The sequence below is a fragment of the Billgrantia tianxiuensis genome (genome assembly GCF_009834345.1).
Classification (GTDB): Bacteria; Pseudomonadota; Gammaproteobacteria; order Pseudomonadales; family Halomonadaceae; genus Halomonas; species Halomonas tianxiuensis.
In genome coordinates, this window is the sequence record NZ_CP035042.1 from 2,990,325 (window position 1) to 3,010,413 (window position 20,089).

A 20,089-nucleotide genomic window follows, 5' to 3' on the forward strand; every position below is an offset into this window, starting at 1 on the left:
CTTCGATAACGATGGGTATGGCTGTGGAAAAACTATTCGAATACATGGCGAAAGAATGGAGCGTAGTTTCCCAGGCACCATTCGCTTTTTTAATTATTTCAGCAATTATTTTTGGATTGGTCTATCTGGTTTCCAAATGGCATTTCACTGGAACACTGAATGAAACAAAGGCTGCTAACGAAACATTAAGAGAAAGATTGTTACTAAAATCTGAGCAGGCCGAATCCTATAAGGAAAGAGCGCTAAAATACGATGATAAAGTACAGAAGGTAATTGAATCAGACTCAATCTCTTTGAGAGAGCGGGCCCTAGAATTAGTTAAATCGATAAGAGAGTTTAGTGAGCGACATAAGCGTGAAGATCAACACAACAGCCAGGCTCAGCAAGCGGCAATGCGAAAAGCCAAAACCGAAGAAGAGAAAAATGCTACCTGGGATTACTTCACTAACGAGATGATGAGACTCGGTAGCGAACGAAATGCTGAATACGAACGCCGCTTTAGGATTGATGCAATCCTGCTAAGGGATGAATATAGATCTCGCATGCCGGATTACGAACCACTAGACCAACACATAGACATGCTGTATGAACATCCCACTAACTATTTTGGCTATAGTGCTGTTGCTGATGACCTTGAGCGCATGGCCAAGACGCTAAAACAATAACAAAATTACGGCCATTAATTACAATTATAAAACATGCGTATCGCAAAAATTATTATCGTCTAGATCAAATTTGCGTATCGAAATAACTGCCGCCCTCTTCTGCCGCTTCACGCCCCCGAATCGCGGCTTGGGCGGCGCCTGGTGGCGCTGGATGGGGAAGCCAAGCGGAGCAGTGAGAGCGCCGAGCGAGGCGAAGATGCTGGCGGCGGAGAGCCTGGTGAGCATGTTCATGCGGCCTCCGCTCTCGTCTCGTCGATCTGAGCCAAGATCCATAAGTGGCCTTCATCCTTGCTCGGGTCGTAGCTGCGGCGCTCCTCGCCATCCTCGTCCCATATCAGCCACTCGGTATCGCATACGCTCGTCTGCAACCACCCGATGCCTGTCACGTCCTTCCCGGCCTCGGATTCCATTGCCTGGCGCAACGCGGCAGCTTGCTCGCTGTAGCTGCTGTCCGGGTGCTCGGAACCGTATTTCTCGAACGCCTCGGCCAAGCGCTCCCACTGGTCCGGCTCCAGCAGAGCGTGGTCCATGGTGCTCAGCAGAACGATGGCATCGTGCTCCGGCATGTCGGGGTTGCGGTTGCCGTAATTCCAGACATCCATCTGCTGCTCTTTCCCCTTATCGTCAAAGCCCAAAGGGAAGCGTTCGAATCCGCAGTAGCGCTTGGCAATGTCGTTCCAGACGTACATGGCTCCTCGCCAGGCATTCCTGAACTCGAGCACGTGGACGCCACCGTTGGGCTGCAGCAGGAAGATTTCTGTTCTGCTCATGATGATCTCCAGGTATGCAAAGCCCCGGCACTGCCAGGGCAGATTGAATTCGAGGGGGCGTGACGTGCCCCGGTCGGCATTGCCTACGCCTACCGCTTGGCGGTGCCGCTCATCACGCCTCAGCCGGCCCCATGCCGGCGTTGGCGAGGTAGAGCAAGGGAGATCGGCGTATCGCCGCTGCTCGTGGATATTCCGTACAGGTGACCCACCGGCCGTGCCCGTCCGAGCGAGCAGCGCGGTGACGGCCGGATGTGCGTATCAGGAGAGCCGGATTCGGCTCAGGGGATGTTCAGTGGCTTCGGCCAGGTCGCGTGCCTGCTCGGCCTCAGCCTGGCGCCGTAGCCTGTCCTCTGCCCAGGCGATGCCGATCCGCCGGCGAACATCTTTCACCGGCTCGACCAAGGCCCATCCTCGCAGCCCCCGCCAGTGACGCCGGGCTACGCAGTAGTAGCCAAGCCCGTGACGGCGAGCTAGAACGCGCAGGCTGACCTGGTCGCCTGTCGCAGGATCAGTGACGGTGTGAACGGGGGAAGCGGGCATGCTGGCCTCCGGAATGAGAAAGGACCCCGCAGGGCCCGGTGTCGTCAGGGGGTGAAGATGCCGAGCAGGCATTCGCACTCGGGCAGAGTGCGGGTGATGTCGCCGGCGAACTCTTTGGCGATCTCCTTCTCGGTGGCTTCCAAGGCCATGGCGCGCAGGCGGAAGCTCGGCCCGCCCTTGGTGATTGTCGCCACACGCATATCGAAGCGGCGCTCTGCCAGGCCCTCGTAGGGCTGCAGCGTCCAGGTGATGACAGTGGGCAGTCGCTCGGCCTGCTTCACCGTGACCTTGTTCATGACGCCGATCTGCGAGCTGTGCTCCTGCTTCTCGCTGTCGATGCTGGTCAGGTCGTCGATCGACACCTTGCGGAAGGCGTGAATGACCTTGCTCTTCTCCAGCGCCTCGCCCTTGGAGTTGGTGAACTCCATCAGGTGGCCCCAGTCCTCGATCAGCTCGACCATCCCTCCTGGTCATAGATAGAGCCGTCGGCGCCGTGGAAGGCGAGGAAGTCGGGTGTCTTGGGCAGCGTCAGCGTGGCGCTGTGCTCGCAATGCCCCGGCGCATCCTGGCCGCCAATGTCGAGGAAGCTGCGCGCGGCCATGCGGTCCTGGTCGATGAAGACCGGCACACCAGACTCTGCCCAAATTTCGACATAGCGCAGGAACGCGGTCAGGTCCTGGGTCTGGTACTTCCCGCGGAAACGGCGGCGGTGGTCCTGGTACTGCTCAAGGTCGGCGAGATTGAACTGCTCACCCAGAATCAGGGCGTTGCCGCCCGCGACCTCGGTGCCGGTCTTGTGCGATTGCTCGATATGCTGAAGCGCTTCCTTGGTCAGGCTCACTGGTCATTCTCCTGGCGCTGTTGGGTGGGCTTGCGGTGGGCGTGGCCGATCATGTCGAGCTGGTTCTTTGGCTCGAGCGTCATCTCGCCGCCCTGGTTGACGTACATCACCGTCTCGGTGGTGTGGGTTTCGGCCTGGTCGCCGTGCTCGGTCGGGATCTTGAAGGCCAGCTTATGAATGATGGCCACCTGCGAGCCCTTGCCGATATTGGAGACGATCAGGTCAATGCTGACCTTCGCCTTCTTGGTCGGGTTGTTGGTGGCCGCGCCTGCGGCATGGCTGAGGATGGTGCCCAGGCGTTCAGCCAATACGCCGCCGTCCAGGTCCTCGAAGAACCTGGAAACATCTGTCGGTTTCGACATGGTGTTCCCTCTCGGGTGGGGAGTGAGGGGCCTGGCGGCCCCGGGTGGGTGATCAGGCAGCCTTGAGCGAGGCCATGGCATCGTCGTAGCCGGTCCAGTTGTCCACGCCGGCATCCAGCAGAGCGTAGAGCTTCACCTGGTCGGCGAGCAGCTGCTCGTATTCCTTCTTCGAGATGGTGACCGTCTCCGGCTGGGCGATCTGGCTGGCCGGCTTGAGTGCGGCGCCACGGTCGGCAGCGGCGTTCAGTCGGCTGGTGTCGATCGGCCAGCGTGGGTCCTCTGCGCTCTGGACTTCGACCTTGGTTGGCTCGGCAGACTGCTGTGCCCTGGCAGCTTCGGCCTGGGCCTTCTCCGCCTCTTCCTGCCGGATCTTTTCCCGCTCGGCATCGAGCTTCTTCTGCTCTTCCTGCTTGTGGTGGGCGATGCGGTTCTCGACCTGCAATTTGATGAACTCGGCATCCTTCTGGACCAGCTCACGCCAATCGCTGAACAGAAAGGCGTAGTCGCCCTGCTCCCGCTCGATCAGTGCCTTGTTGTCGGCCAGACGCTTGGCTTCCTGCTGGGCTTCAACCTTGGCCCGGGCTACCTCGTCATCAGCGGCGGACTGCAGAGTGGCGATGGTCTTCTTGCCCTTCATGGCGCCGGCAACGTCCAGGGTGTGCGCGGGCGGTACCGGTGAAGTGAGGCTGCCCAGCCAGGCTTGGAAGTTCTGTTCGGCCTGCCGCTGGATCTCGTTGCGCCGGTTGGTCTTCTCGGCCTTCACCAGCTTGTCGAGCTCCAGGCGCTTGGCCCGCATCTTCTCGCGCAGCTCATCGATCGTGGAGAACAGATCGGCGATGCTCGCCGTCTGCTCGAGTGCGGCCTGTTTGCTGGCCTCGAGCTGCTTCTCGCCCTTCTGCAGGAACTTGACGGTGCTCTCGGCATCGGCAAAGTCCTTGTCGGTGACCAGCTTGGTCTTGATGCCCTCAATCATGCGCAGGGCGCCGGCCTTGAAGTCGGGCAGGTTGCTAGCCTGCACGTCGCCGGTCAGCTCGATACGCAGTGCCGGCAGCGCCTCAGGCGCTTCTCCAGCGGGGCGCACCACTTCATCAGTGGGCTGGTAGTCGGCCAGGTCCTGGCGGAACTGCTCCCAGCCTGCCAGCAGGCGCTTGAAGCGATCTTCGTCCGCGTGATACCAGCACCAGACGCAGCGCTCCTCGGTGCCATCCGAGACCATGAACAGGCATTTCTCTGCGCCGCTGACCAGCAGTTGCTGATCCATCTGCACCTTGTAGGCCTCGGGCAGATCCTCGGCACGTACTGCGGCGGCCAGGTCTTCGTTCCAGAGCTTGTGCTCGAACAGCACATCCTCGAGCAGGGTGCAGCCGTCGAGACTGGCCAGCAGATGGGGATGATCCTCACTGGTACCGGTGACCGGATAGAGCTCCTCGCCAATGACCCCCTCGGCAATAGGGCGCGCCGCGGCCTCGGCGGCGTGGCCCTTGTCGAACAGGTGCTGCTGGGCAGTGCTGGCCTCGGGATTTCGCCGGTGTACTTCTGCTTGAGCAGCTCGGCGCGGCTCTGGTACTTGCTGACCCCGGCCATTGCCGGGGCTTCGCTGGCGGTGAAGTGGTTGGCACGCAGAGCATGCCACTCCTCGGTGCCTTGGCGGACGGTTTGGATTTTCATGCGGCCTCCTGGGCAATGTTCTCGATCTGTTGTTTCTGCTCGTCAGTCAGCGACGCACGACTCTCGACCTTGGCAATGATCTGCTCGGGCGTGGCTTTGCCAGCCGCGATGGCGGCTTGCCACTTCGGCAAGTTGGCGTCGAACGACTCGGCGGGGTAATACGGCAGCGCTGCCGGCTCCTGCCGCTGTGGCGCCGGGTTGATCTCCCGCTCTTGCGGAATGTCCTGCGCTTCCTCGACGGTGATCAGGCCGCCCAGGGCGTCGGCAAACTTGTCGCGTAGGGCGTAGCCTCTGGCTCGCCACATGAGCATGCGCTTCGGGTACTGCTTCCATGGCCCCGCCTTGTCCCAGAGGCCTGCCTGTTGAGCATCGGCCTTGCTGAACGTGACGGTATGCCGGGCCGGGTCACCCTTGCGCCACACCGTGCAGGTGGCGGTCATGCTGGCCTCGTCGAAGCTCTCCTCATGTCCGCCAAAACGGGGATGGCTCTGCACCAGGGCGAGCAAGGCATCGCCGTAGATCGCCGGCTTCCCGTTGATCACTGCGATGTTCTGCAATGCTTGGATGGGATTCAGGCCCAGCTCCGAGCCCATCATCATGGCGACGAGTGTGTCTTGAGGCCGGTTCTGGTAGCACTTGGGAACCATCTGGCTGTGGGCCAGCATCTCGGCCATCTGCATGGCCTCGCCCATGCTGGTGGGCTGCAAGGCGAAGCCGTTGCCGCCTTGCCGTGTCAGTGCTGTCATGTGTATTCTCCTTGTTGATTCATTGCCCAATGGATCCGGCCCCGTACCCGTTCGCCCAGGGCGGGGCCTTCTTTATGCCGCCTCGTACTGGCAGCTGATCGCCTCTTCGAACTGATCCTCTGCCACCTGTGTCGCCCAGGCGCGCAACTCCGCCCGGCCATCATCGGTTTGGATGTATCGCTCGATCAGGTGCGCCACGGTGGTGCCCAGCGAGAGGTTGTCGTACCAGCAGCCGAGTAGCCCTTCGTCGCGCACATGGGTGGCGAACGACAGCATTGCGGCGGGTTGCAGTCATCGACGGCCTGGGCGATCACGGCGGCGCGCTGGCTGACGTCGAAGGGGCGGCCGCGGGTGGGGATGTTGGGGATTGCGTTCATGATGTGCGCTCCAGTTCGGCCAGAAGGGCATCGGCGTAAGCGACCGCCTCTTTGGCAGCTTCCTTGTCCGAGACGGTGAGGAATTCACCGTTCCCGCACCAAGCCAGCTGCCCAGATAGGTATCCCTGCATCGCCATGGCGGCGAAGTGCTCGCGCTTGGTGAGACCGATAGTGCGTGTAGTGTCCTGATCTTGAGTGACCGGCATTGCCGGCATGTCTGCGTTGCTCATGCCGCCTTCTCCTTCCGATGCTCTGCGATCCAGCTGGCAAGCGCGTCGCGCTGCTGGGCAAGAGTGGTGATCTCCGCTGCGCCGGATACCCGGACCTCGCTGCCATCCGCCTGGATATCAATGAGGGTGCCGAAGATCGGATCGCAGTTGCCGCCCAGCGCTCGTACCTGGCTCCAGGTATGGCCGTCGGGCCATGCCTGCACTTCGTGGTAGATGCGAATTCCGGTCTGGTCCCGGCATGCCAGCGTTAGGGCTGTGATGCCGGCCAGCAGCGCTATCTGCTCATTGGTCATGTCCGCTCTCCTCGATGAATCGACGTGTCTCGTCCGCAATCTCATCGACAGGAACCAACTCGATGGTGATGCGGTACATGCGGCGATCGTGTATCACCGGCTCGCTGGCCCGGTCGCGGCCATGGTCCAAAAGCATTTGCTGGATCAGTGCGGCCTGGGCGATGTGGCGAGGGGTGTCGGCCGCACGACGCTGCTGCTGTCTGCGATCCGACATGTTCATGAATCGAACCTCCACAGCTGCAGGTGGGCGGGCTTCACGCCATTTCGGCGAGCGATGTAGTCCGCCTCACGCCTGGCGTTCTCTCGCTCAGCCACGCTGAGGGGCTTGTCTTCAGCGGTGCGGCGCGCGGCCGGCCGTAGCCAGCGCAGCCGCTGCCCAGACTTGACGAGGTCCGCCACGCGGACGCGCTCGTCTACCAACATCACGACGTTGCCGCCGTTCTTGATGGGGATCATGGCGAACCTCCTGGAAATGGGCGTAAAAAAAGCCCGGCGGGTGCCGGGCAATACGCAGGGAACTTGCTGGCGTATTCTCGGCCCGCCAGCGGTGGCCATGCTCCTCACTACGCAGTGGATCGCGGATGCTGTGCATCGATAAGCAGGCTCCACCGAGGCGCTACCCTCGCTTACTTCCGGGCCGTGGTTTTTACGTGCACGTCCGCCAATTCGGACACAGGACGTTTCCCCGGTCTTTCCTATCCCGACGGTGCAGCTCGCTTGAGCACGGAACCTGCTTATCGATGCGCCCTGGCTCACCAGGGCGCCTTTCTCAGACTTGCTCGTGGACTCTGGTCGCACACTTCTGTCATTGCGCCTGCGTCCAGACCGCGCCGAGTCGCGGCAGCTGGGGCGCTTCGATATTGCCTTCCTGGCTGGGTGGTGGCTCATAGCGCCCCGGCAGCGATTGTGCTCGCGCAGCTGCAGGAGGCTTGAGTTCCAGCGGTCTCGGTCCCGCCACCCATGCCAGGAGTACCAGCCAGATCATCAGCATGGCGTTCTCCTTGTTGGCATCGGTAGAGCGCCCTCGCCTCCAACCATCTCCGGCATGGAGACCGTGACGGCCTTCATCGGCACTGAAGGCGCTCTCCGATGGCCATCGATACGCTCGATGGCCAGCGTTTAACGTCATGGCCGGTTCAGTCCGGCCCATCTCGGCTACTGGCAACTCAGTCCAGCTCGCCCTCGGCTGCGCAATCGTTCTGCGGGGCTCTTCCGAGCCGCTACCCCTATGTGTCAGACGTTTGGGGCGTCGAAGCGTCGGCCACATTGCCCGGTGGCTCGGGTACCTCTACTGCTTCAAGCGAAAATCTGTACTTCCGTTTCCCGGCGAGTCAGGCGATGCGTCCGCCCTCCCCTCCGAATTCCTTCCTCTCCGCCGGTACCGATCGCTATGGCCAGCACGGCGCAGAGAAGAGTGCGTGCAACGGGTCGGATCCATCCGAGCGCCTGGGCTCGTGCCACAGCGGCAGTTGCCCGGGAGACGCGAAGCTTGGCGTAGGCACGCTCGAGGCCCTTTTTCACGGTGTTGGGCTGGCGGCCGGTGGCCTTCGCTGCTTCCTTCTGCGTCATGCCGTTGACGACACAGAGCAGGTAACGGGCTTCCATCGGAGTCAGGCCCTGGCTTCCGCGGGTCTCATCGACCTGTGCCGCCCAGTTGCCGAAAGTGATCTCCATGTCTGCCCCTCGCTCTCTGTCTATGTCACAAATATAGGCATACCTATCTATCTCGTCAACAGGTGTCCCTATATTTTTTACCCGATTCCTATATTCCGCTTTTGCGTCTATACCTTACGGTCACAAAAAAACCCGCCTCGATGGGCGGGCTCGTGGGGTCCTGGGACTTATCTTCGGGTGAAAATGCCTCTCTCGGCCATGCAGTCGGCTGTAACCGACTCTCTGGCTGCCTCAGCAGATGCTGACCTTTCGCTGGCCAGGTGCTCGACCAGGTCGCGCTGCATCTGACGGGTCATGACGGGGCTGGTGGAGATCGAGCGCTCCATGATCTGCGGAACGCCAAGGCCTACCTCGTACATAGAGTGATGTAGCAGATAGGCCTTCGGCCCATAGCCGCGCTGGCAGGCGAACTCGAGAACCTCTTCGGGTGTGGGGTCAGGGGCCGTCAGTCCATGCTGGTAGGCATGGAGAGCCTCTGCAAACACACTCTCTCCACGCCGGCATTGCTGCCCAAGAATGGCACTGACGAGATCATGGCTCCCGCCGTCTTGGTAGGCGAAATTGACGGCGTGCTCAATGAAGGTGCTTTCGTCTATCAGGGGATGATCGTAGCTTTGACCATCGTGAGCCCTGGCAAGGGACTGGTGGTAAGGGATGCCGCGACGTGCATTTAGGGCAGCAGTGAATCCCGCCTGAGCAACGTTTTCACAGAAACCTGAGTAGCTGTTCAGCTCGACTGCCTGCTCGATGTAGCCCTCTCGGGCATGTGCGAGCCAGTCACCGGCAACGGCATCTGGAGGGAGTACCGTTAACAACGATGATGCCGCCACAGCTGCCAATCGGATCAATCGAACACCTCCCACCAGAACACGCGCCCAAGGATCTGAGGCGCCTCGTCCCCCATCATGCTGTAAACCTCTTCGGGGTGCTCGTCGCTGTTGTCGCTGACGAGCCGGACGCGGTTCAGCGGAAGCCGGTAAAGACGCTTGATGCGGAGCATGCCGCCGTGGTCGAGCGCGTAGATTTTGCCGTCGATGATGTGCGTGCAGCCGCGATCGATCGCGATCGGGCTGCCATCGGCAATTGTGGGCTCCATTGAGCTACCGGAAGCCGTGGCGCAGGCAGCGTTATGAGGCTGGACGCCTGCCCGGAGCAGCCTGGGCAGGCTGAACTTCATGGTACGGCCGTGGTTCTCGATGACCTGGGTGCGGCCATCACCGGCCGCGAACTCGACCTCGCGCAGGTACGGCAGCTCCACCTCGTCGGGGCGGAGTGGCTCTTCCCCTTCCGTGATCTCGGTATCGTGTATTACCAAATCGTCGCCGCTACTTACAGGCTTGGGGTGTAGCTCGGTGACGTTGTTTGATGCCTCCATCTCGCCCCGGCCGGTCGCCAACCAGTCAGCGTTTACCTTGCAGGCGCGCGCGATCTGCACCAGGTAGGCGCTACTGCGGGAATCACCCTTCTCGAGGTCAGACAGAGTGGGCTGGCGGATACCGACAGCTTCGGCCAGCTGCTTCTGGGTCAGGCCTGCGTATTTGCGGGCGCGGCGCACCCTTTCTCCGATGGTCATACCAGCCAACAGTATAGGCGAGCCTATAGCGTTGCAAAAAGGAGTTCCTGTGCCTACTATATAGGCATTCCTATCCGAACAGGCCGTCCCCATGGATTCACCTATCTCTCGATTGATCTCCTTCTTTGGCACGCAGGACCAGACCGCCAAAGCCATGGGCGTCTCGCAGCCTACCGTTGCTGGCTGGGCGAGTGGCAAGCATGGCGTGTCGGAACTCAATGCGCTCAAGGCTGAGCGGATTACCAAAGGAAAGATCAAGGCTTCCGAGCTTTGTCCCCGGCTGGAAGGCCTTGATGCCGCCTGACCTTCCAGCTGCTTTTAAGGATAAGCGGATATAGGCCAGGAAGCATCGACCCCGATGGGTCTGGTCGGATGTACAGGAATGTAAACGGCGAAGCCCGGCGCTGCTGGGGAGCATATGCCGGGCTTCAAATCCATTCGATGGATGAGGAAATCTTAATGCAACCACCAGATTGCCGCAAGGCGATAGCAGATTCAGAGCCCAGCTACCGGTCGTTTCGACACCTGCCCGAACAGCAGCGCTGGCAGTGGTACGAGAACGCCAAACGAATCCGCCAGGGCCGAGAGGCGGCCGGCATCGTGATGACCGAGACCTACGACCAGTTTATTGCTCGCCTGACTCGCGAGCTGGAGCTGTGATCATGAGCAACGTCGCCTACCTGCCAGGACACGAACCGGAGTCGGTGCCCGCCGAGACACCAAGGGGCCCTCAAGTGGAAGACGGATATACCCGGATCGCCAACGAGCTGTACGAGGTGGTCAACAACGTCCACACGTGCCCGGTTACGATCCGCCAGATGCGTGTCATTCATGCGGTGATTCGCCGCACCTACGGGTTCAACAAGTCCTTCGATCGTATTGCCGACACCCAGCTTGCAGCTGATACCGGGCTCCCCCGTCAGATGGTCAACAAGGCCAAGAACGAGCTGATCGACATGCACGTTCTGGTTCTGGATGGCCGTAAGCTGGGCATCAACAAGCATTACGCCGAGTGGGATTTCTCTGCGAAGCCGAAGAAAAAAGCACCCGCTCCAAAGCAAAAACAAAATGCTGACAGTGTCAGCAAAATGCTGACACAAAATGTCAGCAAAACGGAGACACACAAAAGACAGAAAGACACTCATATGAATACTTACGTATTCATAGCGCATCGGCTGGCGCCGAACGCGCTTGTCGATCTGCGTCTGAATCACTTCCCGATCAAACGCCCGAAGGCTCCTGCCCTGCCGAACTGCCCTCACAACGAGATCATTGATCTCTGGGGCGAGGTCATGCCTGAAAAACCGCAGCCCGCGAAAAACCTGTGGGCTGGAACTGAGCGCGCGCGCAACCTCGCTGCTCGCTGGAAGGCCGGGTTCTCGATTAAGCACGAGCGCACTGGCAAGCCGCTGTACACCAATCGCGAAGAGGGAATTGCTTGGTGGGGCCGGTTCTTCAAGTTCCTGCGCAAATCCGAATTCCTGATGCAGGACCATCGCTGGTTCAAGCTCGACTGGGTCGTCAACAAGACGAACTTCACCAAGATCATGGAGCTGAGCTACCACGAGGATATGGCCCAATGAGTCATTTCAGCTTGGAAGCCGAACAGTCCGTGATCGGCGGCGCCATGCTGAACAGCAAGGTGATCGATAGCCTCGCTGACATCGTGAGCGCCGGGGATTTCTACGACCCAGCCCATGCTGCCATCTGGAGCGCCATCGTTCACGTCGCCTGCCGGCTGGGCGTGAAGCCAGACATCGTCACCGTGAGCGAACACCTCGAAGAGCACGGCCACCTGAACGCTGCCGGCGGTGTCGGTTATCTCGCCGAGATTACGAAGAACACCCCGTCTGCAGCCAATGCCGAGGTGTACGCCGGCATCGTAAGGGACAAGGCGCAGCGCCGCCGCCTGGTCGCCAGCCTGGCCAATCTGACCGAAGAGGCAACAACCAGCCGAGAAGCGTTTTCCGACCTGATCGACAAGGCCCAGGGTCAATTGCTCTCCCTGGTCGGTGGCGAGCAGAAAGGCGCCGTGATGATCAAGGATGCTCTCAAGTCACTCCTCGATACCGTAGAGCGGAAGAGCAGCGGCGAAGAGTCCTCCATGGGACTGTCGTTCGGCCTCACCGATCTCGATCGCATGACCATGGGTATGAAGGCCGGGGAGATGATCGTCGTAGGTGCCCGCCCATCGATGGGGAAGACGGCGTTCTCGCTCAACATCTTGCGCGCCGTCCTGACCCACAACCGGCGCCCGGCCATGATCTTCTCCATGGAGATGGGCTCCGAGGCAATCACCACGCGCCTGGTGGCGGCTTCCGGCATGCTGCCGCTCGACAAGCTGCGCGATCCCACGACGATGGAAGCCGGGGATTGGGATAAGTACACCGCGGGCAACCAGCTGCTGCACGACACCCAGCTCGTCATCGATGACCGCCCCGCCCTCACCCCCAGCCAGATCCGCGGCGCCGCCAAGCGCTGGAAGCAGTACTTGGGTGACATGGGCGTCGTGGTGGTCGATTACCTGGGCCTGATGAAAGCCGAGGGCCGCCACGGCAACCGTGAGCAGGAAGTGGCCGAGGCCAGCCGCGCGATGAAAGCCCTTGCCAAAGAGCTGGAGTGCCCGGTCGTCGTGCTCTCCCAACTCAACCGAAACCTCGAGAACCGCGACCTCAAGAACCGTCGGCCGCGCATGTCCGACCTGAGGGAGTCGGGAGCGATCGAACAGGACGCTGACCTGATCCTGTTCCTGTACCGCCACGAGGTCTACGACGAGAACGACCAGCGCAGCAAGGGCGTTGGCGAAATCATCATCGGCAAGCAGCGCGAGGGGCGCCTGGGCACGGTTTACACCGCCGCCAGGCTCGAGCTTAACCGCTTCGATGATCTGTCTGCTGAGAAGATCCACGAGCTATCCCAACCACCCGTGCCGGAAGCGCCGCGGCGCAAGTCGGCCATGGCGGAGTTTTGATCATGGGAACCGTCACTCAAATCAAGCCCAGCCCCAATCGTCTGGAGAACCCAGAGGGCCAGCTCGGCCGCGTGCACATGGTGTTGCGCGATGCCACCTACTGGATGCAACTCCACGAGATCGGCGAGGCCATCCTGAGCCGCTTCCAGCGCATGGACAGCCATGCCGCCATCTCAGCCCGCATCCGTGAACTGCGTGGCCTGGGCGTGACGATTGTCAGCCGCGAGGTACCGGGCAAGGGTGCGGCCCGCCCGCATGAGTACCGGCTGGTGCCGGATTGGGATGGAGGTGCTGCGGCATGAAACTCACCGCCTACGAACAGGGCAAGAAGACGCCCGCCGAGCTGTTCCCAGCCCCGGGCAGCGGCCCGAACGCCAAGCCCTGCCCGCACATCAACCGCCGGTTCAATCTCTCGGGCGAGGAGAAGCAGCGCCGCCGCAAAGTTCTGGCCAAGGCGCTGAAGAAAGCCGGCTCAATTTCAGCCCTATCTACAGCTATAGGCTTTCGGCCCATGGTCATTCGCAACTGGGATATGGCCAAGCACGCCATACCAGACGAGCGGCTGGCGGTGTTGGAACGGTACCTGGCTGGGGAGGTGCCCCATGAAGCCCATTGAGCCTGGATGTCTGGCACTGATCCTGCGCGGGAATATGGCCAATCACGTTTGCACGGCGGTGGAGAAGATCCCGGCCAATCAGCCCTTCACGATCCATCCAGATAGGACCTGGGAGAGCGAGAGGCAAACGACCTTCAGCTGCGACGCCTGGCGTGTCGACTTGGCGAGTGATCCGAGCGTTGGTTACACGGTCGCTGAACACAACCTGATGCGCATCGACGGCGGCGAAGACGAGAGCGTCACCACTGAGCAGGACCAGGAGTTGCCGGCATGACCCTGCCCAAGCAATACGTCAGCCGGGCCAGCACCCTGCAGGAATCCCTGGCTGCCGTAGCCAAGCTTCCCTGGATCCTGGCCGAAGCCATCACACGTTGGGGTGAGATCGAGGTCATCGTGCGTAAGCGCGAGAAGCACCGCAGCCAAGAGCAGAACAAACTCCAGCGGAAGTGGTGCAAAGAGGCCGCCGCCCAAGGTGACATGACCGCCGAGGAGTACCGCGGCTACTGCAAGCTGCACTTCGGCGTGCCGATCCTGCGCCGTGATAGCGAGGCCTTCCGCGAGGTTTACGACCGCCTCATCCGGCCGCGCGATTACGCCGAGAAGCTCGAACTGATGATGGAGCCGCTGGACTTCCAGGTAACCCGGCTGATGACCACCGCGCAGAAGGGCGAGTACCTCGATGCCATGTGGACGCACTTCACCGGCCTGGGCTTTCGCCTGACCGATCCGAACCTCAAGGGCATGGATCCTAGCCAGTACAAGGAGGCAGCGTGACTATCAAAATCAGAAAACTGCAGCAGCCGACACCGAGAACCTGTGTTCATACCTGCCTCGCCATGGTGACGGGCGTGTCTATCGACTCACTTATTGATCGGTTTGGAGATCGCCCCCTAGGAATCAAGGAAGAGGTTTCGGTGCTCATTGAGCATGGAATATTCCACACCCCACCACCGGGAACCTTCATGAGTTCCCGTTCTTTGGGACATACCTAGTATCAACACCCAGCCTGAACCTGCCTGGGAAGCTTCACATGGTAGTGGTGGTCCTCGATGACGAAGGCTACAGCGTCATCGACCCCAACGAGGGCCGGGAAGGTGTTCAGGCATACACCTCGGATGCGCTTCCATCTGGCGACCTGGCTCGGTGCGAGGTCACGTATTTGAATCCCAGCCTGCTTGATGAAATGCGGCTAACAGAGAAGCGTACGGAGGCTGCATGAAGCGTTCCGGCACACTCAAGCGCAAGACACCTCTCGCCCAGGGCGCCCCGCTCAAACGCACGCCCATGAATCGCACATCGCCGAAGCGCCGGCCGGCCAAGGCTGCAAATGACGAGCAGTGGCGCAGCGAGACCTACATCGGCTGGATCAAGTCGCTTCCCTGCTGCAACTGCGGCGGCCCCGGTGGTGATCCGCATCACGTCATCGGTCTGCACTGGGGCCTGTCCGGCATGGGCATGACGGCGCCCGACTCATTCGCCATGCCGGTCTGCCGCGCATGCCATCGGGCCATTCACGAATCGCCCGAGCTGCAGCGCTGGCAGCCGACCTGGTTGCGGCATGTCATCTCGCTTGGCGTTCGCCAGTTCGATGGCGACATCAAAGAGGCCCTGTTGCGGGCCTGGGCATTCATCGACTCGAAAGAGGTGGCGTGATGCGGGCAGTAGTGGGGATAGACCCGGGCAAAGCTGGTGGCGTGGCGTTGATCACGCCTACCGGCGCCAGTGGCCTGCCGATGCCATTGGTCGGCAAGGAGATTGACGGCCGCTACCTGGCCCAGTGGCTGCGCCGCGTCGGCCCGGAGCTGGTAATCGTTGAGAAGGTCGGCGCTGCCCGGGTGAATGGTCGGCCCCAAGGAGGCACTTCGATGTTCACGTTCGGCACCGGCTTCGGGAAGCTGCTCGGCGTGCTCGAGGCCATGGGTATCCCTCACCGATTGGTCACCCCCCAGACATGGAAAGCGGTGGTGCTCAAAGGCACGGCCAAGGACAAGGCGGCAGCCATCGAATTCGTGCATCGCGCCTACCCGCTGGTAGACCTGATGCCCGGGCGATGCCGAACCCCTCAAGACGGCATTGCTGACGCCGTATGCCTGGCCGAGTACGGCCGCCAACTGATGACCCGGGAGGCCGAATGAGCTACATCGATCACAACCCCGCGTGGCCTGGGCCATGGCCTTCGAGTCCGGTATCAGGACGCAGGCCGCCGCCGACCTGGCCGAGGCCGGCAGCAAAGTCCAGACCAGCGGCGCCAAGGGCGGCAACTGCTACGGCGATCACTACACCCGGTCTACTCCGTCATCCGACGCATGGAGCGCGAGCAGCCGGTGATCGCTGCCGTGGGCCACTGGCTCTGCCTGGCAGACACCGGCGAGGCCAACCAGTACCTGGATGACGTCGCCGATACGGTGCTGACGCGCTATATCGTGGCCACTCCCGAATGGGCCACCTACCGCAAGGCGCGGCGAGAGCGCGTCGAGGCCCTGGTACAGGCTCGGCTGGCGATGGACCGCAACGACATGGACGGCAGCAGGCCTCTGTGGCAGCCCCTGGAGATCTGCGAGTTCGTCGCCGGCTGGGTGGGCGTGACCATTGTCAGCTACAACTGGCAGCGCGATGGTTGGGAGCAGGTATGGGCTCAGCTGGGGCGGATCATCTCCGAACTCGAGGATGAGGCAATGGCACCGGTGGCGCGGGTGGCCAGGGAGGCCAACCGGGCAATGCGTGACGACCTGAAAAATGCAGCTTGACTAATTGAAGGTCAATTGATACCGTATTTTCTAAGCTGGACCAGATGCGCTCTTCCAGCCCTTGATTTAAAGGCCCTGCCCTCCCCGGCGGGGCTTTCGCGTTTCTGGCCCCTCGCCAGACGCAGACCCCACACGTACCCCCATGCGTGTTCTCCCGGCCACGGACGGCCACCCCTGATTTCGCGATAGCGCCGCCTGGCGTTTGCCCGTTCGTGCGGGCCTTTTCTTCTGAGGTGCGCCCATGCACTGGTACGACGAGCTCGAACTGGCGCGCCCTGCCGTGTCTGTCGATCTGCTGCGTGCGGCCATGCCTGGCGCGCCAGACGTCGAAGAGTGGGCGGATGAGCTGAGCGAGGCGCTGGCGTGGGCGAAGATCCGCGACAAGGCTGAAGTGGCGATGTTCCTGGCCCAGGTCGGCCATGAGTCCAGCGACCTGACGCGCCTCGAGGAGAACATGAACTACACGGCGAAGCGCCTTACCGAAGTGTGGCCCCGTCGGTACCCAACGCTCGAGGCCGCCGCCCCATACGCACGGAACCCCAAGGCGCTTGCCAACCACACCTACGGCGGCCGGATGGGCAACACCATGCCCGGAGATGGATGGCGGTTCCGAGGCCGCGGACCGATCCAGCTCACTGGTCGCGAGAACTACGCGCGCTGCGCCAAGGCCACCGGCCTGAAGCTGATCACCCACCCCGACCTGCTGGCCACCATGCCCCGATATGGGGCGATGGCGGCAGCCTGGTACTGGCTCGACCGGGTTACCCCGGGCGCCGACATCATAACCGTCACCAAGCAGGTGAACGGTGGACGCCACGGCCTGGACGACAGAAAGCGCCGCTACGAGCGCATCCTGGCCCATCACAGATAAACCTTGAGTACGCAGGCCCGCCCCAGAGGTGCGCCATGAATGCCCTACGAAACGAGAAATCGCCCATGCCGGGACGCGACCCGAACAACTGGGGATGGCTGTTATCGGTCGTCGCCAGCCTCTGGCCGTCGCTGTACGCAGCGGGATTGGCCTTTGCCATTGCGCTGATCCGCGGCATCCATGCCGGCGGCAAGCCGGTGAAGAGCCTCCTGGAGGCTGTCCTGTGTGGCTGCCTGACGCTCGCCCTGGTCCCGCTGCTCGACTATTTCGGGTTGCCGAGAGACCTGGCGGTCGCGATTGGCGCGGCCATTGCCTTTCTCGGCGTCGATTGGTTCCGGCGCCATGCCGACACGGTTGCGCGCCGGCTCATCGAAAAATGGGTAGGCAAGTAACCCTTTCAACTCAAGCCAGGAGCGCGTCATGAGGTGGAGCGATGTCGCACAAACAATCGGCAAAGCGGCGCCTGCCGTGGGTGCTGCGCTGGCGGGTCCAGGTGGTGCTGTGGTGGGTCACATGGCAGCTCGTGCGCTTGGCGTTGAGGCATCTCCTGACGCTGTCGCTGAGGCCATTCATCGCGATCCGGAAGCGGCTACCAAGCTGGCCGAGATCGAGGCAGAGGCAAGACGCGCCCTGATCGACGCGCAAGCCAGAGTCGTTACGGCTGAGGTCCAGGGCGAGTCCTGGCTGCAGCGCAACTGGCGACCGATCGTCATGCTCTGGCTCTCCATCCTCGTCGGCGCCCACTTCCTCGGGTTCACGCCTGACAACCTGAGCGAGCCCATGGTCCTGGCTCTGTTCGACATCGTGCAGTACGGCCTGGCTGGGTACATCGCAGGGCGCTCTGCCGAGAAGATCACCAAGACGCTCTCTGGTCGGGGTGTGGCGGAGACGTTTATGGATCGGATCAAGAGGTAACGACATGACCAAGACTGCGGAGGCGGTCGAGCTGACCCCCAAGCAGTCTCGATTCGTCGATGAATATCTCGTAGACCAGAACGCCACCAAGGCGGCAGAGCGTGCTGGCTATAGTGCGAAAACCGCGTACTCCCAAGGTCAGCGGCTGTTGAAAAATGTTGAGATCCGCAGGCGAGTAGATGATGGCCTGCTGAAGCAGCAAGAGCGGACGCAGATCACTTCCGATGATGTTCTACAGCAGCTGGGGCGCCTGGGCTTCTCCGACATCCGCAAGCTGTTCACGCCTGCTGGACAACTCCGCAGCGTTGCCGACCTGCCCGACGACATCGCCGCGGCTATCGCCAGCATCGAGGTCGTCACCAAGACCATCCCCGGCATGGGCGACGAAGAGCCCGAGGTCGAGTACATCCACAAGATCAAGCTGACGGACAAGGTGAAGCCGCTTGAGCTGATCGGTAAGCACATGAAGATGTTCACCGAGCGGCACGAGCACTCCGCCCCTGGTGGCGGCCCCATCCAGCACGAACACAAGGTTACCAAAGAAGAGATAGACGACTTCATCTCGGGGTTCTGAATGGACTGGGAAGACACGCCGCCCGAGGTCAAGGCTCGGATCAAGGGGGCGTGCGAGCCCTTCCGCCATGGCCTGGATACGGCGCGCGAGTCGATCTACCGCAACGTGTTCACCCGCATCTGGTTCCGCTATGACCAGGGCCAGCAGTTCCTGAGCAACTGGCACCACGTCTACGTGGGCCGGGTGTTCTATGACGTCCTGGTCGGCGAGCGCACCAACGTGGTGGTCAACCAGCCGCCCGGCTCTTCGAAGTCGGAAGCCTGGTGCATCTTCCTGCCGGCCTTCGCCAGCGTGAACTTCGACCGCGTGCGGATCCTGCAGCTCTCGTATTCGAAGGCCCTGGTCACCGAGCACGCCAACCGGGTCAAGGCCCTGCTGGGCAGCGCCGAGTTCCAGGAGCTGTGGCCGCGGGCGTTCGGACGGACCAACGCCGAGAACTTCACTCTGCTGAACGAGCAGGGCAAGGTCAGCTTCCAGGCGTTCGCCCGATCACTGGCCGGCCAGGTCACTGGCGCCCGGGGTGGGTACATGGTGCCCGGCTACTCCGGCCACATCATGCTGGACGACCCGCAGAAGCCGGTGGACATGCTCTCCAACGTGAAGCGGTCCAACTCCAACCAGATGCTGGTCAACACCGTGCGCTCTCGCCGGGCCCTGCCCACGACGCCGGTGATCATCGTTCAGCAGCGGCTGCACACCGAGGATGCCAGCGGTTTCGCCCTGAGCGGCAAGCTCGGCATGGACTTCGATCACGTGAACATCCCGGCGCTGGTCGATGAGGAGTACATCGAGAGCCTGCCCGAGGACATCCGCGAACTGTGCTGGGCCGACGTGAAGGACTCGCCCAGCCGGGTAGTGAACGGCACGCGCTACTGGTCGTACTGGCCCGCCAAGGAGACCGTGGACGACCTCATCGCGCTGTGGGAGCGCGACCTGTACGTCTTCATGTCGCAGTACCAGCAGCAGCCCCACGAGCTGACGGGCGGCGTGTTCGAGACGTCATGGTTCCAGGAGTACACCACCCTGCCCCGGCTCAGCCATCGGGCGGTGTACGTCGACACCAACAGCGGCAAGGTCGGCGACTACCTCGACTACACCGTGTTCACCCTGGTCGGCGTGGGCAAGGACGACGGCAACCTCTACGTCATCGACGTCGTGCGCGGCCGCTGGGACCCCGAGGAGCTGCTCGACAAGGCCCGCGAGCTGTGGGCCAAGTGGCGGCCGTTCGACCACCGGCAGCCGATGCCGCTGCGCCATATGGGCATCGAGGACAAGCAGGCCGGCCAAGGCCTGATCACCACCCTCAAGAAGAAGCCCAAGCCCGGCGAGAAGCTGTTGCAGATCCCGGTGGTGGAGATTCCTCGAGGTGCCGATCAGAACAAGCTGGTCCGGGCGCTGAACTGCGTCCCGCAGATCAAGAGCGGCCAGGTCTTCATCCCGGCCACGCACGACGCCGAGGGCAACAAGATCAGCCGGGTCTGCTACCACGACGGCACGCCTGCTGCCGGTACCGACTGGGTGGTGACCGCCCTATCCGAGTTCGCCGACTTCTCGGCTGACGACAGCCACGACCACGACGACATCGTGGACACGATCATGGATGCCATCGACCGCGAGCTCATCCAGGGCGGCGCCGGCGGCTTCAACTGGGTATGA

36 protein-coding genes are annotated in these 20,089 nt (G+C 61.8%); 19 read left to right on the plus strand and 17 right to left on the minus strand.

The annotated features are described in order from the left end of the window. Window positions 1-23 precede the first annotated feature (23 nt). Window positions 24-665, plus strand: a complete 642-nt coding sequence (locus tag EKK97_RS13825) for a hypothetical protein (protein WP_159552687.1) — start codon at window positions 24-26, stop codon at window positions 663-665. Window positions 666-689: 24 nt separating this feature from the next. On the opposite strand, the gene EKK97_RS13830 is transcribed toward EKK97_RS13825, so the two are convergent. From EKK97_RS13830 to EKK97_RS13905, 17 genes are all read right to left on the minus strand, one after another. Further along, the gene (locus EKK97_RS13830; protein ID WP_159552689.1) at window positions 690-896 is read right to left on the minus strand and encodes a hypothetical protein; all 207 of its coding nucleotides are present in this window, start codon (window positions 894-896) and stop codon (window positions 690-692) included. Further along, window positions 893-1,435: a hypothetical protein gene (locus tag EKK97_RS13835; protein WP_159552691.1), complete on the minus strand. Its 543-nt coding sequence runs from the start codon at window positions 1,433-1,435 to the stop codon at window positions 893-895. Before EKK97_RS13835 ends, EKK97_RS13830 begins: the two co-directional genes overlap by 4 nt. Window positions 1,436-1,693: 258 nt before the next feature. Then, entirely contained in the window at window positions 1,694-1,975 is a 282-nt protein-coding gene (locus EKK97_RS13840) for a hypothetical protein (protein ID WP_159552693.1), read from the minus strand. 44 nt (window positions 1,976-2,019) lie between these two features. After that, window positions 2,020-2,436, minus strand: coding sequence for a DUF2303 family protein (locus EKK97_RS25490; protein ID WP_277987313.1), 417 nt, complete (start codon window positions 2,434-2,436; stop codon window positions 2,020-2,022). Beyond that, complete coding sequence (locus EKK97_RS25495) at window positions 2,424-2,816, minus strand: DUF2303 family protein (RefSeq protein ID WP_277987314.1); 393 nt, start codon at window positions 2,814-2,816, stop codon at window positions 2,424-2,426. The genes EKK97_RS25490 and EKK97_RS25495 overlap by 13 nt, the downstream gene beginning before the upstream one ends. Continuing rightward, the gene (locus EKK97_RS13850) at window positions 2,813-3,178 is read right to left on the minus strand and encodes a hypothetical protein (protein WP_159552695.1); all 366 of its coding nucleotides are present in this window, start codon (window positions 3,176-3,178) and stop codon (window positions 2,813-2,815) included. Before EKK97_RS13850 ends, EKK97_RS25495 begins: the two co-directional genes overlap by 4 nt. Window positions 3,179-3,230: 52 nt before the next feature. Continuing rightward, entirely contained in the window at window positions 3,231-4,811 is a 1,581-nt protein-coding gene (locus EKK97_RS13855) for a Heme peroxidase (RefSeq protein ID WP_159552697.1), read from the minus strand. Window positions 4,812-4,842: 31 nt separating this feature from the next. Continuing rightward, window positions 4,843-5,592, minus strand: coding sequence for a recombinase family protein (locus EKK97_RS13860; protein WP_159552699.1), 750 nt, complete (start codon window positions 5,590-5,592; stop codon window positions 4,843-4,845). Between the two features lie 72 nt (window positions 5,593-5,664). Then, a complete protein-coding gene (locus EKK97_RS13865) occupies window positions 5,665-5,868 on the minus strand; it encodes a hypothetical protein (RefSeq protein WP_159552701.1) in 204 nt (67 codons plus the stop codon). Window positions 5,869-5,965: 97 nt separating this feature from the next. After that, complete coding sequence (locus EKK97_RS13870) at window positions 5,966-6,199, minus strand: hypothetical protein (RefSeq protein WP_159552703.1); 234 nt, start codon at window positions 6,197-6,199, stop codon at window positions 5,966-5,968. After that, on the minus strand, window positions 6,196-6,492 hold the full coding sequence (locus EKK97_RS13875) for a hypothetical protein (protein ID WP_159552705.1): 297 nt from the start codon (window positions 6,490-6,492) through the stop codon (window positions 6,196-6,198). Before EKK97_RS13875 ends, EKK97_RS13870 begins: the two co-directional genes overlap by 4 nt. Continuing rightward, a complete protein-coding gene (locus EKK97_RS13880; RefSeq protein WP_159552707.1) occupies window positions 6,482-6,712 on the minus strand; it encodes a hypothetical protein in 231 nt (76 codons plus the stop codon). Before EKK97_RS13880 ends, EKK97_RS13875 begins: the two co-directional genes overlap by 11 nt. Then, entirely contained in the window at window positions 6,709-6,948 is a 240-nt protein-coding gene (locus EKK97_RS13885) for a hypothetical protein (protein WP_159552709.1), read from the minus strand. The genes EKK97_RS13880 and EKK97_RS13885 overlap by 4 nt, the downstream gene beginning before the upstream one ends. 349 nt (window positions 6,949-7,297) lie before the next feature. Further along, entirely contained in the window at window positions 7,298-7,483 is a 186-nt protein-coding gene (locus EKK97_RS13890) for a hypothetical protein (RefSeq protein ID WP_159552711.1), read from the minus strand. 305 nt (window positions 7,484-7,788) lie between these two features. Next, complete coding sequence (locus tag EKK97_RS13895; RefSeq protein ID WP_159552713.1) at window positions 7,789-8,166, minus strand: helix-turn-helix transcriptional regulator; 378 nt, start codon at window positions 8,164-8,166, stop codon at window positions 7,789-7,791. A gap of 167 nt (window positions 8,167-8,333) precedes the next feature. Next, window positions 8,334-9,014, minus strand: coding sequence for a hypothetical protein (locus tag EKK97_RS13900; RefSeq protein ID WP_159552715.1), 681 nt, complete (start codon window positions 9,012-9,014; stop codon window positions 8,334-8,336). Then, window positions 9,011-9,721 (minus strand): XRE family transcriptional regulator, encoded by a 711-nt coding sequence (locus EKK97_RS13905; protein ID WP_159552717.1) that lies wholly within the window; start codon window positions 9,719-9,721, stop codon window positions 9,011-9,013. Before EKK97_RS13905 ends, EKK97_RS13900 begins: the two co-directional genes overlap by 4 nt. 109 nt (window positions 9,722-9,830) lie before the next feature. Here EKK97_RS13905 and EKK97_RS13910 point away from each other — a divergent pair, with 109 nt between their 5' ends. From EKK97_RS13910 to terL, 18 genes are all read left to right on the plus strand, one after another. Next, the gene (locus tag EKK97_RS13910) at window positions 9,831-10,043 is read left to right on the plus strand and encodes a transcriptional regulator (RefSeq protein ID WP_159552719.1); all 213 of its coding nucleotides are present in this window, start codon (window positions 9,831-9,833) and stop codon (window positions 10,041-10,043) included. A gap of 155 nt (window positions 10,044-10,198) precedes the next feature. Further along, entirely contained in the window at window positions 10,199-10,399 is a 201-nt protein-coding gene (locus EKK97_RS13915; protein WP_159552721.1) for a hypothetical protein, read from the plus strand. Between the two features lie 2 nt (window positions 10,400-10,401). Further along, entirely contained in the window at window positions 10,402-11,322 is a 921-nt protein-coding gene (locus EKK97_RS13920) for a replication protein (protein WP_159552723.1), read from the plus strand. After that, entirely contained in the window at window positions 11,319-12,710 is a 1,392-nt protein-coding gene (dnaB, locus tag EKK97_RS13925) for a replicative DNA helicase (protein WP_159552725.1), read from the plus strand. Before EKK97_RS13920 ends, dnaB begins: the two co-directional genes overlap by 4 nt. Window positions 12,711-12,712: 2 nt before the next feature. Beyond that, entirely contained in the window at window positions 12,713-13,012 is a 300-nt protein-coding gene (locus EKK97_RS13930; RefSeq protein WP_159552727.1) for a hypothetical protein, read from the plus strand. Continuing rightward, window positions 13,009-13,326: a hypothetical protein gene (locus tag EKK97_RS13935; RefSeq protein WP_159552729.1), complete on the plus strand. Its 318-nt coding sequence runs from the start codon at window positions 13,009-13,011 to the stop codon at window positions 13,324-13,326. The genes EKK97_RS13930 and EKK97_RS13935 overlap by 4 nt, the downstream gene beginning before the upstream one ends. Further along, window positions 13,313-13,600, plus strand: a complete 288-nt coding sequence (locus EKK97_RS13940) for a hypothetical protein (RefSeq protein ID WP_159552731.1) — start codon at window positions 13,313-13,315, stop codon at window positions 13,598-13,600. The genes EKK97_RS13935 and EKK97_RS13940 overlap by 14 nt, the downstream gene beginning before the upstream one ends. After that, on the plus strand, window positions 13,597-14,100 hold the full coding sequence (locus EKK97_RS13945) for a hypothetical protein (protein ID WP_159552733.1): 504 nt from the start codon (window positions 13,597-13,599) through the stop codon (window positions 14,098-14,100). The genes EKK97_RS13940 and EKK97_RS13945 overlap by 4 nt, the downstream gene beginning before the upstream one ends. A gap of 256 nt (window positions 14,101-14,356) precedes the next feature. Further along, a complete protein-coding gene (locus EKK97_RS13950) occupies window positions 14,357-14,545 on the plus strand; it encodes a hypothetical protein (RefSeq protein ID WP_159552735.1) in 189 nt (62 codons plus the stop codon). Continuing rightward, window positions 14,542-14,979 carry a DUF968 domain-containing protein gene (locus tag EKK97_RS13955; protein ID WP_159552737.1) on the plus strand — a complete coding sequence of 146 codons (438 nt, stop codon included), beginning with the start codon at window positions 14,542-14,544 and terminating at the stop codon, window positions 14,977-14,979. Before EKK97_RS13950 ends, EKK97_RS13955 begins: the two co-directional genes overlap by 4 nt. Next, complete coding sequence (locus EKK97_RS13960) at window positions 14,976-15,461, plus strand: RuvC family protein (protein WP_159552739.1); 486 nt, start codon at window positions 14,976-14,978, stop codon at window positions 15,459-15,461. Before EKK97_RS13955 ends, EKK97_RS13960 begins: the two co-directional genes overlap by 4 nt. Window positions 15,462-15,495: 34 nt before the next feature. Next, the gene (locus tag EKK97_RS13965; RefSeq protein ID WP_159552741.1) at window positions 15,496-15,654 is read left to right on the plus strand and encodes a hypothetical protein; all 159 of its coding nucleotides are present in this window, start codon (window positions 15,496-15,498) and stop codon (window positions 15,652-15,654) included. Continuing rightward, on the plus strand, window positions 15,633-16,073 hold the full coding sequence (locus tag EKK97_RS13970; protein WP_159552743.1) for a hypothetical protein: 441 nt from the start codon (window positions 15,633-15,635) through the stop codon (window positions 16,071-16,073). The genes EKK97_RS13965 and EKK97_RS13970 overlap by 22 nt, the downstream gene beginning before the upstream one ends. 241 nt (window positions 16,074-16,314) lie before the next feature. Continuing rightward, window positions 16,315-16,944: a glycoside hydrolase family 19 protein gene (locus tag EKK97_RS13975; RefSeq protein WP_159552746.1), complete on the plus strand. Its 630-nt coding sequence runs from the start codon at window positions 16,315-16,317 to the stop codon at window positions 16,942-16,944. A 65-nt stretch (window positions 16,945-17,009) separates the two neighbouring features. After that, window positions 17,010-17,336: a phage holin, lambda family gene (locus EKK97_RS13980; protein WP_159552748.1), complete on the plus strand. Its 327-nt coding sequence runs from the start codon at window positions 17,010-17,012 to the stop codon at window positions 17,334-17,336. A gap of 28 nt (window positions 17,337-17,364) precedes the next feature. After that, window positions 17,365-17,859 carry a 3TM-type holin gene (locus tag EKK97_RS13985; RefSeq protein ID WP_159552750.1) on the plus strand — a complete coding sequence of 165 codons (495 nt, stop codon included), beginning with the start codon at window positions 17,365-17,367 and terminating at the stop codon, window positions 17,857-17,859. Between the two features lie 4 nt (window positions 17,860-17,863). Beyond that, a complete protein-coding gene (locus EKK97_RS13990; RefSeq protein ID WP_159552752.1) occupies window positions 17,864-18,433 on the plus strand; it encodes a terminase small subunit in 570 nt (189 codons plus the stop codon). Then, a complete protein-coding gene (terL, locus tag EKK97_RS13995) occupies window positions 18,434-20,089 on the plus strand; it encodes a phage terminase large subunit (protein WP_159552754.1) in 1,656 nt (551 codons plus the stop codon).

Coding starts and splice junctions, on each gene's coding strand:
- EKK97_RS13890 (WP_159552711.1), bottom strand. CDS start 7,483: ATGCTGATGATCTGGCTGGTACTCCTGGCATGGGTGGCGGGACCGAGA.
- EKK97_RS13975 (WP_159552746.1), top strand. CDS start 16,315: ATGCACTGGTACGACGAGCTCGAACTGGCGCGCCCTGCCGTGTCTGTC.
- EKK97_RS13875 (WP_159552705.1), bottom strand. CDS start 6,492: ATGACCAATGAGCAGATAGCGCTGCTGGCCGGCATCACAGCCCTAACG.
- EKK97_RS13935 (WP_159552729.1), top strand. CDS start 13,009: ATGAAACTCACCGCCTACGAACAGGGCAAGAAGACGCCCGCCGAGCTG.
- EKK97_RS13955 (WP_159552737.1), top strand. CDS start 14,542: ATGAAGCGTTCCGGCACACTCAAGCGCAAGACACCTCTCGCCCAGGGC.
- terL (WP_159552754.1), top strand. CDS start 18,434: ATGGACTGGGAAGACACGCCGCCCGAGGTCAAGGCTCGGATCAAGGGG.
- EKK97_RS13870 (WP_159552703.1), bottom strand. CDS start 6,199: ATGAGCAACGCAGACATGCCGGCAATGCCGGTCACTCAAGATCAGGAC.
- dnaB (WP_159552725.1), top strand. CDS start 11,319: ATGAGTCATTTCAGCTTGGAAGCCGAACAGTCCGTGATCGGCGGCGCC.
- EKK97_RS13865 (WP_159552701.1), bottom strand. CDS start 5,868: ATGCTGTCGTTCGCCACCCATGTGCGCGACGAAGGGCTACTCGGCTGC.
- EKK97_RS13915 (WP_159552721.1), top strand. CDS start 10,199: ATGCAACCACCAGATTGCCGCAAGGCGATAGCAGATTCAGAGCCCAGC.
- EKK97_RS13840 (WP_159552693.1), bottom strand. CDS start 1,975: ATGCCCGCTTCCCCCGTTCACACCGTCACTGATCCTGCGACAGGCGAC.
- EKK97_RS13885 (WP_159552709.1), bottom strand. CDS start 6,948: ATGATCCCCATCAAGAACGGCGGCAACGTCGTGATGTTGGTAGACGAG.
- EKK97_RS13835 (WP_159552691.1), bottom strand. CDS start 1,435: ATGAGCAGAACAGAAATCTTCCTGCTGCAGCCCAACGGTGGCGTCCAC.
- EKK97_RS13830 (WP_159552689.1), bottom strand. CDS start 896: ATGAACATGCTCACCAGGCTCTCCGCCGCCAGCATCTTCGCCTCGCTC.
- EKK97_RS13930 (WP_159552727.1), top strand. CDS start 12,713: ATGGGAACCGTCACTCAAATCAAGCCCAGCCCCAATCGTCTGGAGAAC.
- EKK97_RS13850 (WP_159552695.1), bottom strand. CDS start 3,178: ATGTCGAAACCGACAGATGTTTCCAGGTTCTTCGAGGACCTGGACGGC.
- EKK97_RS13940 (WP_159552731.1), top strand. CDS start 13,313: ATGAAGCCCATTGAGCCTGGATGTCTGGCACTGATCCTGCGCGGGAAT.
- EKK97_RS13880 (WP_159552707.1), bottom strand. CDS start 6,712: ATGAACATGTCGGATCGCAGACAGCAGCAGCGTCGTGCGGCCGACACC.
- EKK97_RS13965 (WP_159552741.1), top strand. CDS start 15,496: ATGGCCTTCGAGTCCGGTATCAGGACGCAGGCCGCCGCCGACCTGGCC.
- EKK97_RS13895 (WP_159552713.1), bottom strand. CDS start 8,166: ATGGAGATCACTTTCGGCAACTGGGCGGCACAGGTCGATGAGACCCGC.
- EKK97_RS13980 (WP_159552748.1), top strand. CDS start 17,010: ATGCCGGGACGCGACCCGAACAACTGGGGATGGCTGTTATCGGTCGTC.
- EKK97_RS25490 (WP_277987313.1), bottom strand. CDS start 2,436: ATGGTCGAGCTGATCGAGGACTGGGGCCACCTGATGGAGTTCACCAAC.
- EKK97_RS13920 (WP_159552723.1), top strand. CDS start 10,402: ATGAGCAACGTCGCCTACCTGCCAGGACACGAACCGGAGTCGGTGCCC.
- EKK97_RS13985 (WP_159552750.1), top strand. CDS start 17,365: ATGAGGTGGAGCGATGTCGCACAAACAATCGGCAAAGCGGCGCCTGCC.
- EKK97_RS13950 (WP_159552735.1), top strand. CDS start 14,357: ATGGTAGTGGTGGTCCTCGATGACGAAGGCTACAGCGTCATCGACCCC.
- EKK97_RS13990 (WP_159552752.1), top strand. CDS start 17,864: ATGACCAAGACTGCGGAGGCGGTCGAGCTGACCCCCAAGCAGTCTCGA.
- EKK97_RS13910 (WP_159552719.1), top strand. CDS start 9,831: ATGGATTCACCTATCTCTCGATTGATCTCCTTCTTTGGCACGCAGGAC.
- EKK97_RS13860 (WP_159552699.1), bottom strand. CDS start 5,592: ATGACAGCACTGACACGGCAAGGCGGCAACGGCTTCGCCTTGCAGCCC.
- EKK97_RS13945 (WP_159552733.1), top strand. CDS start 13,597: ATGACCCTGCCCAAGCAATACGTCAGCCGGGCCAGCACCCTGCAGGAA.
- EKK97_RS13970 (WP_159552743.1), top strand. CDS start 15,633: ATGGAGCGCGAGCAGCCGGTGATCGCTGCCGTGGGCCACTGGCTCTGC.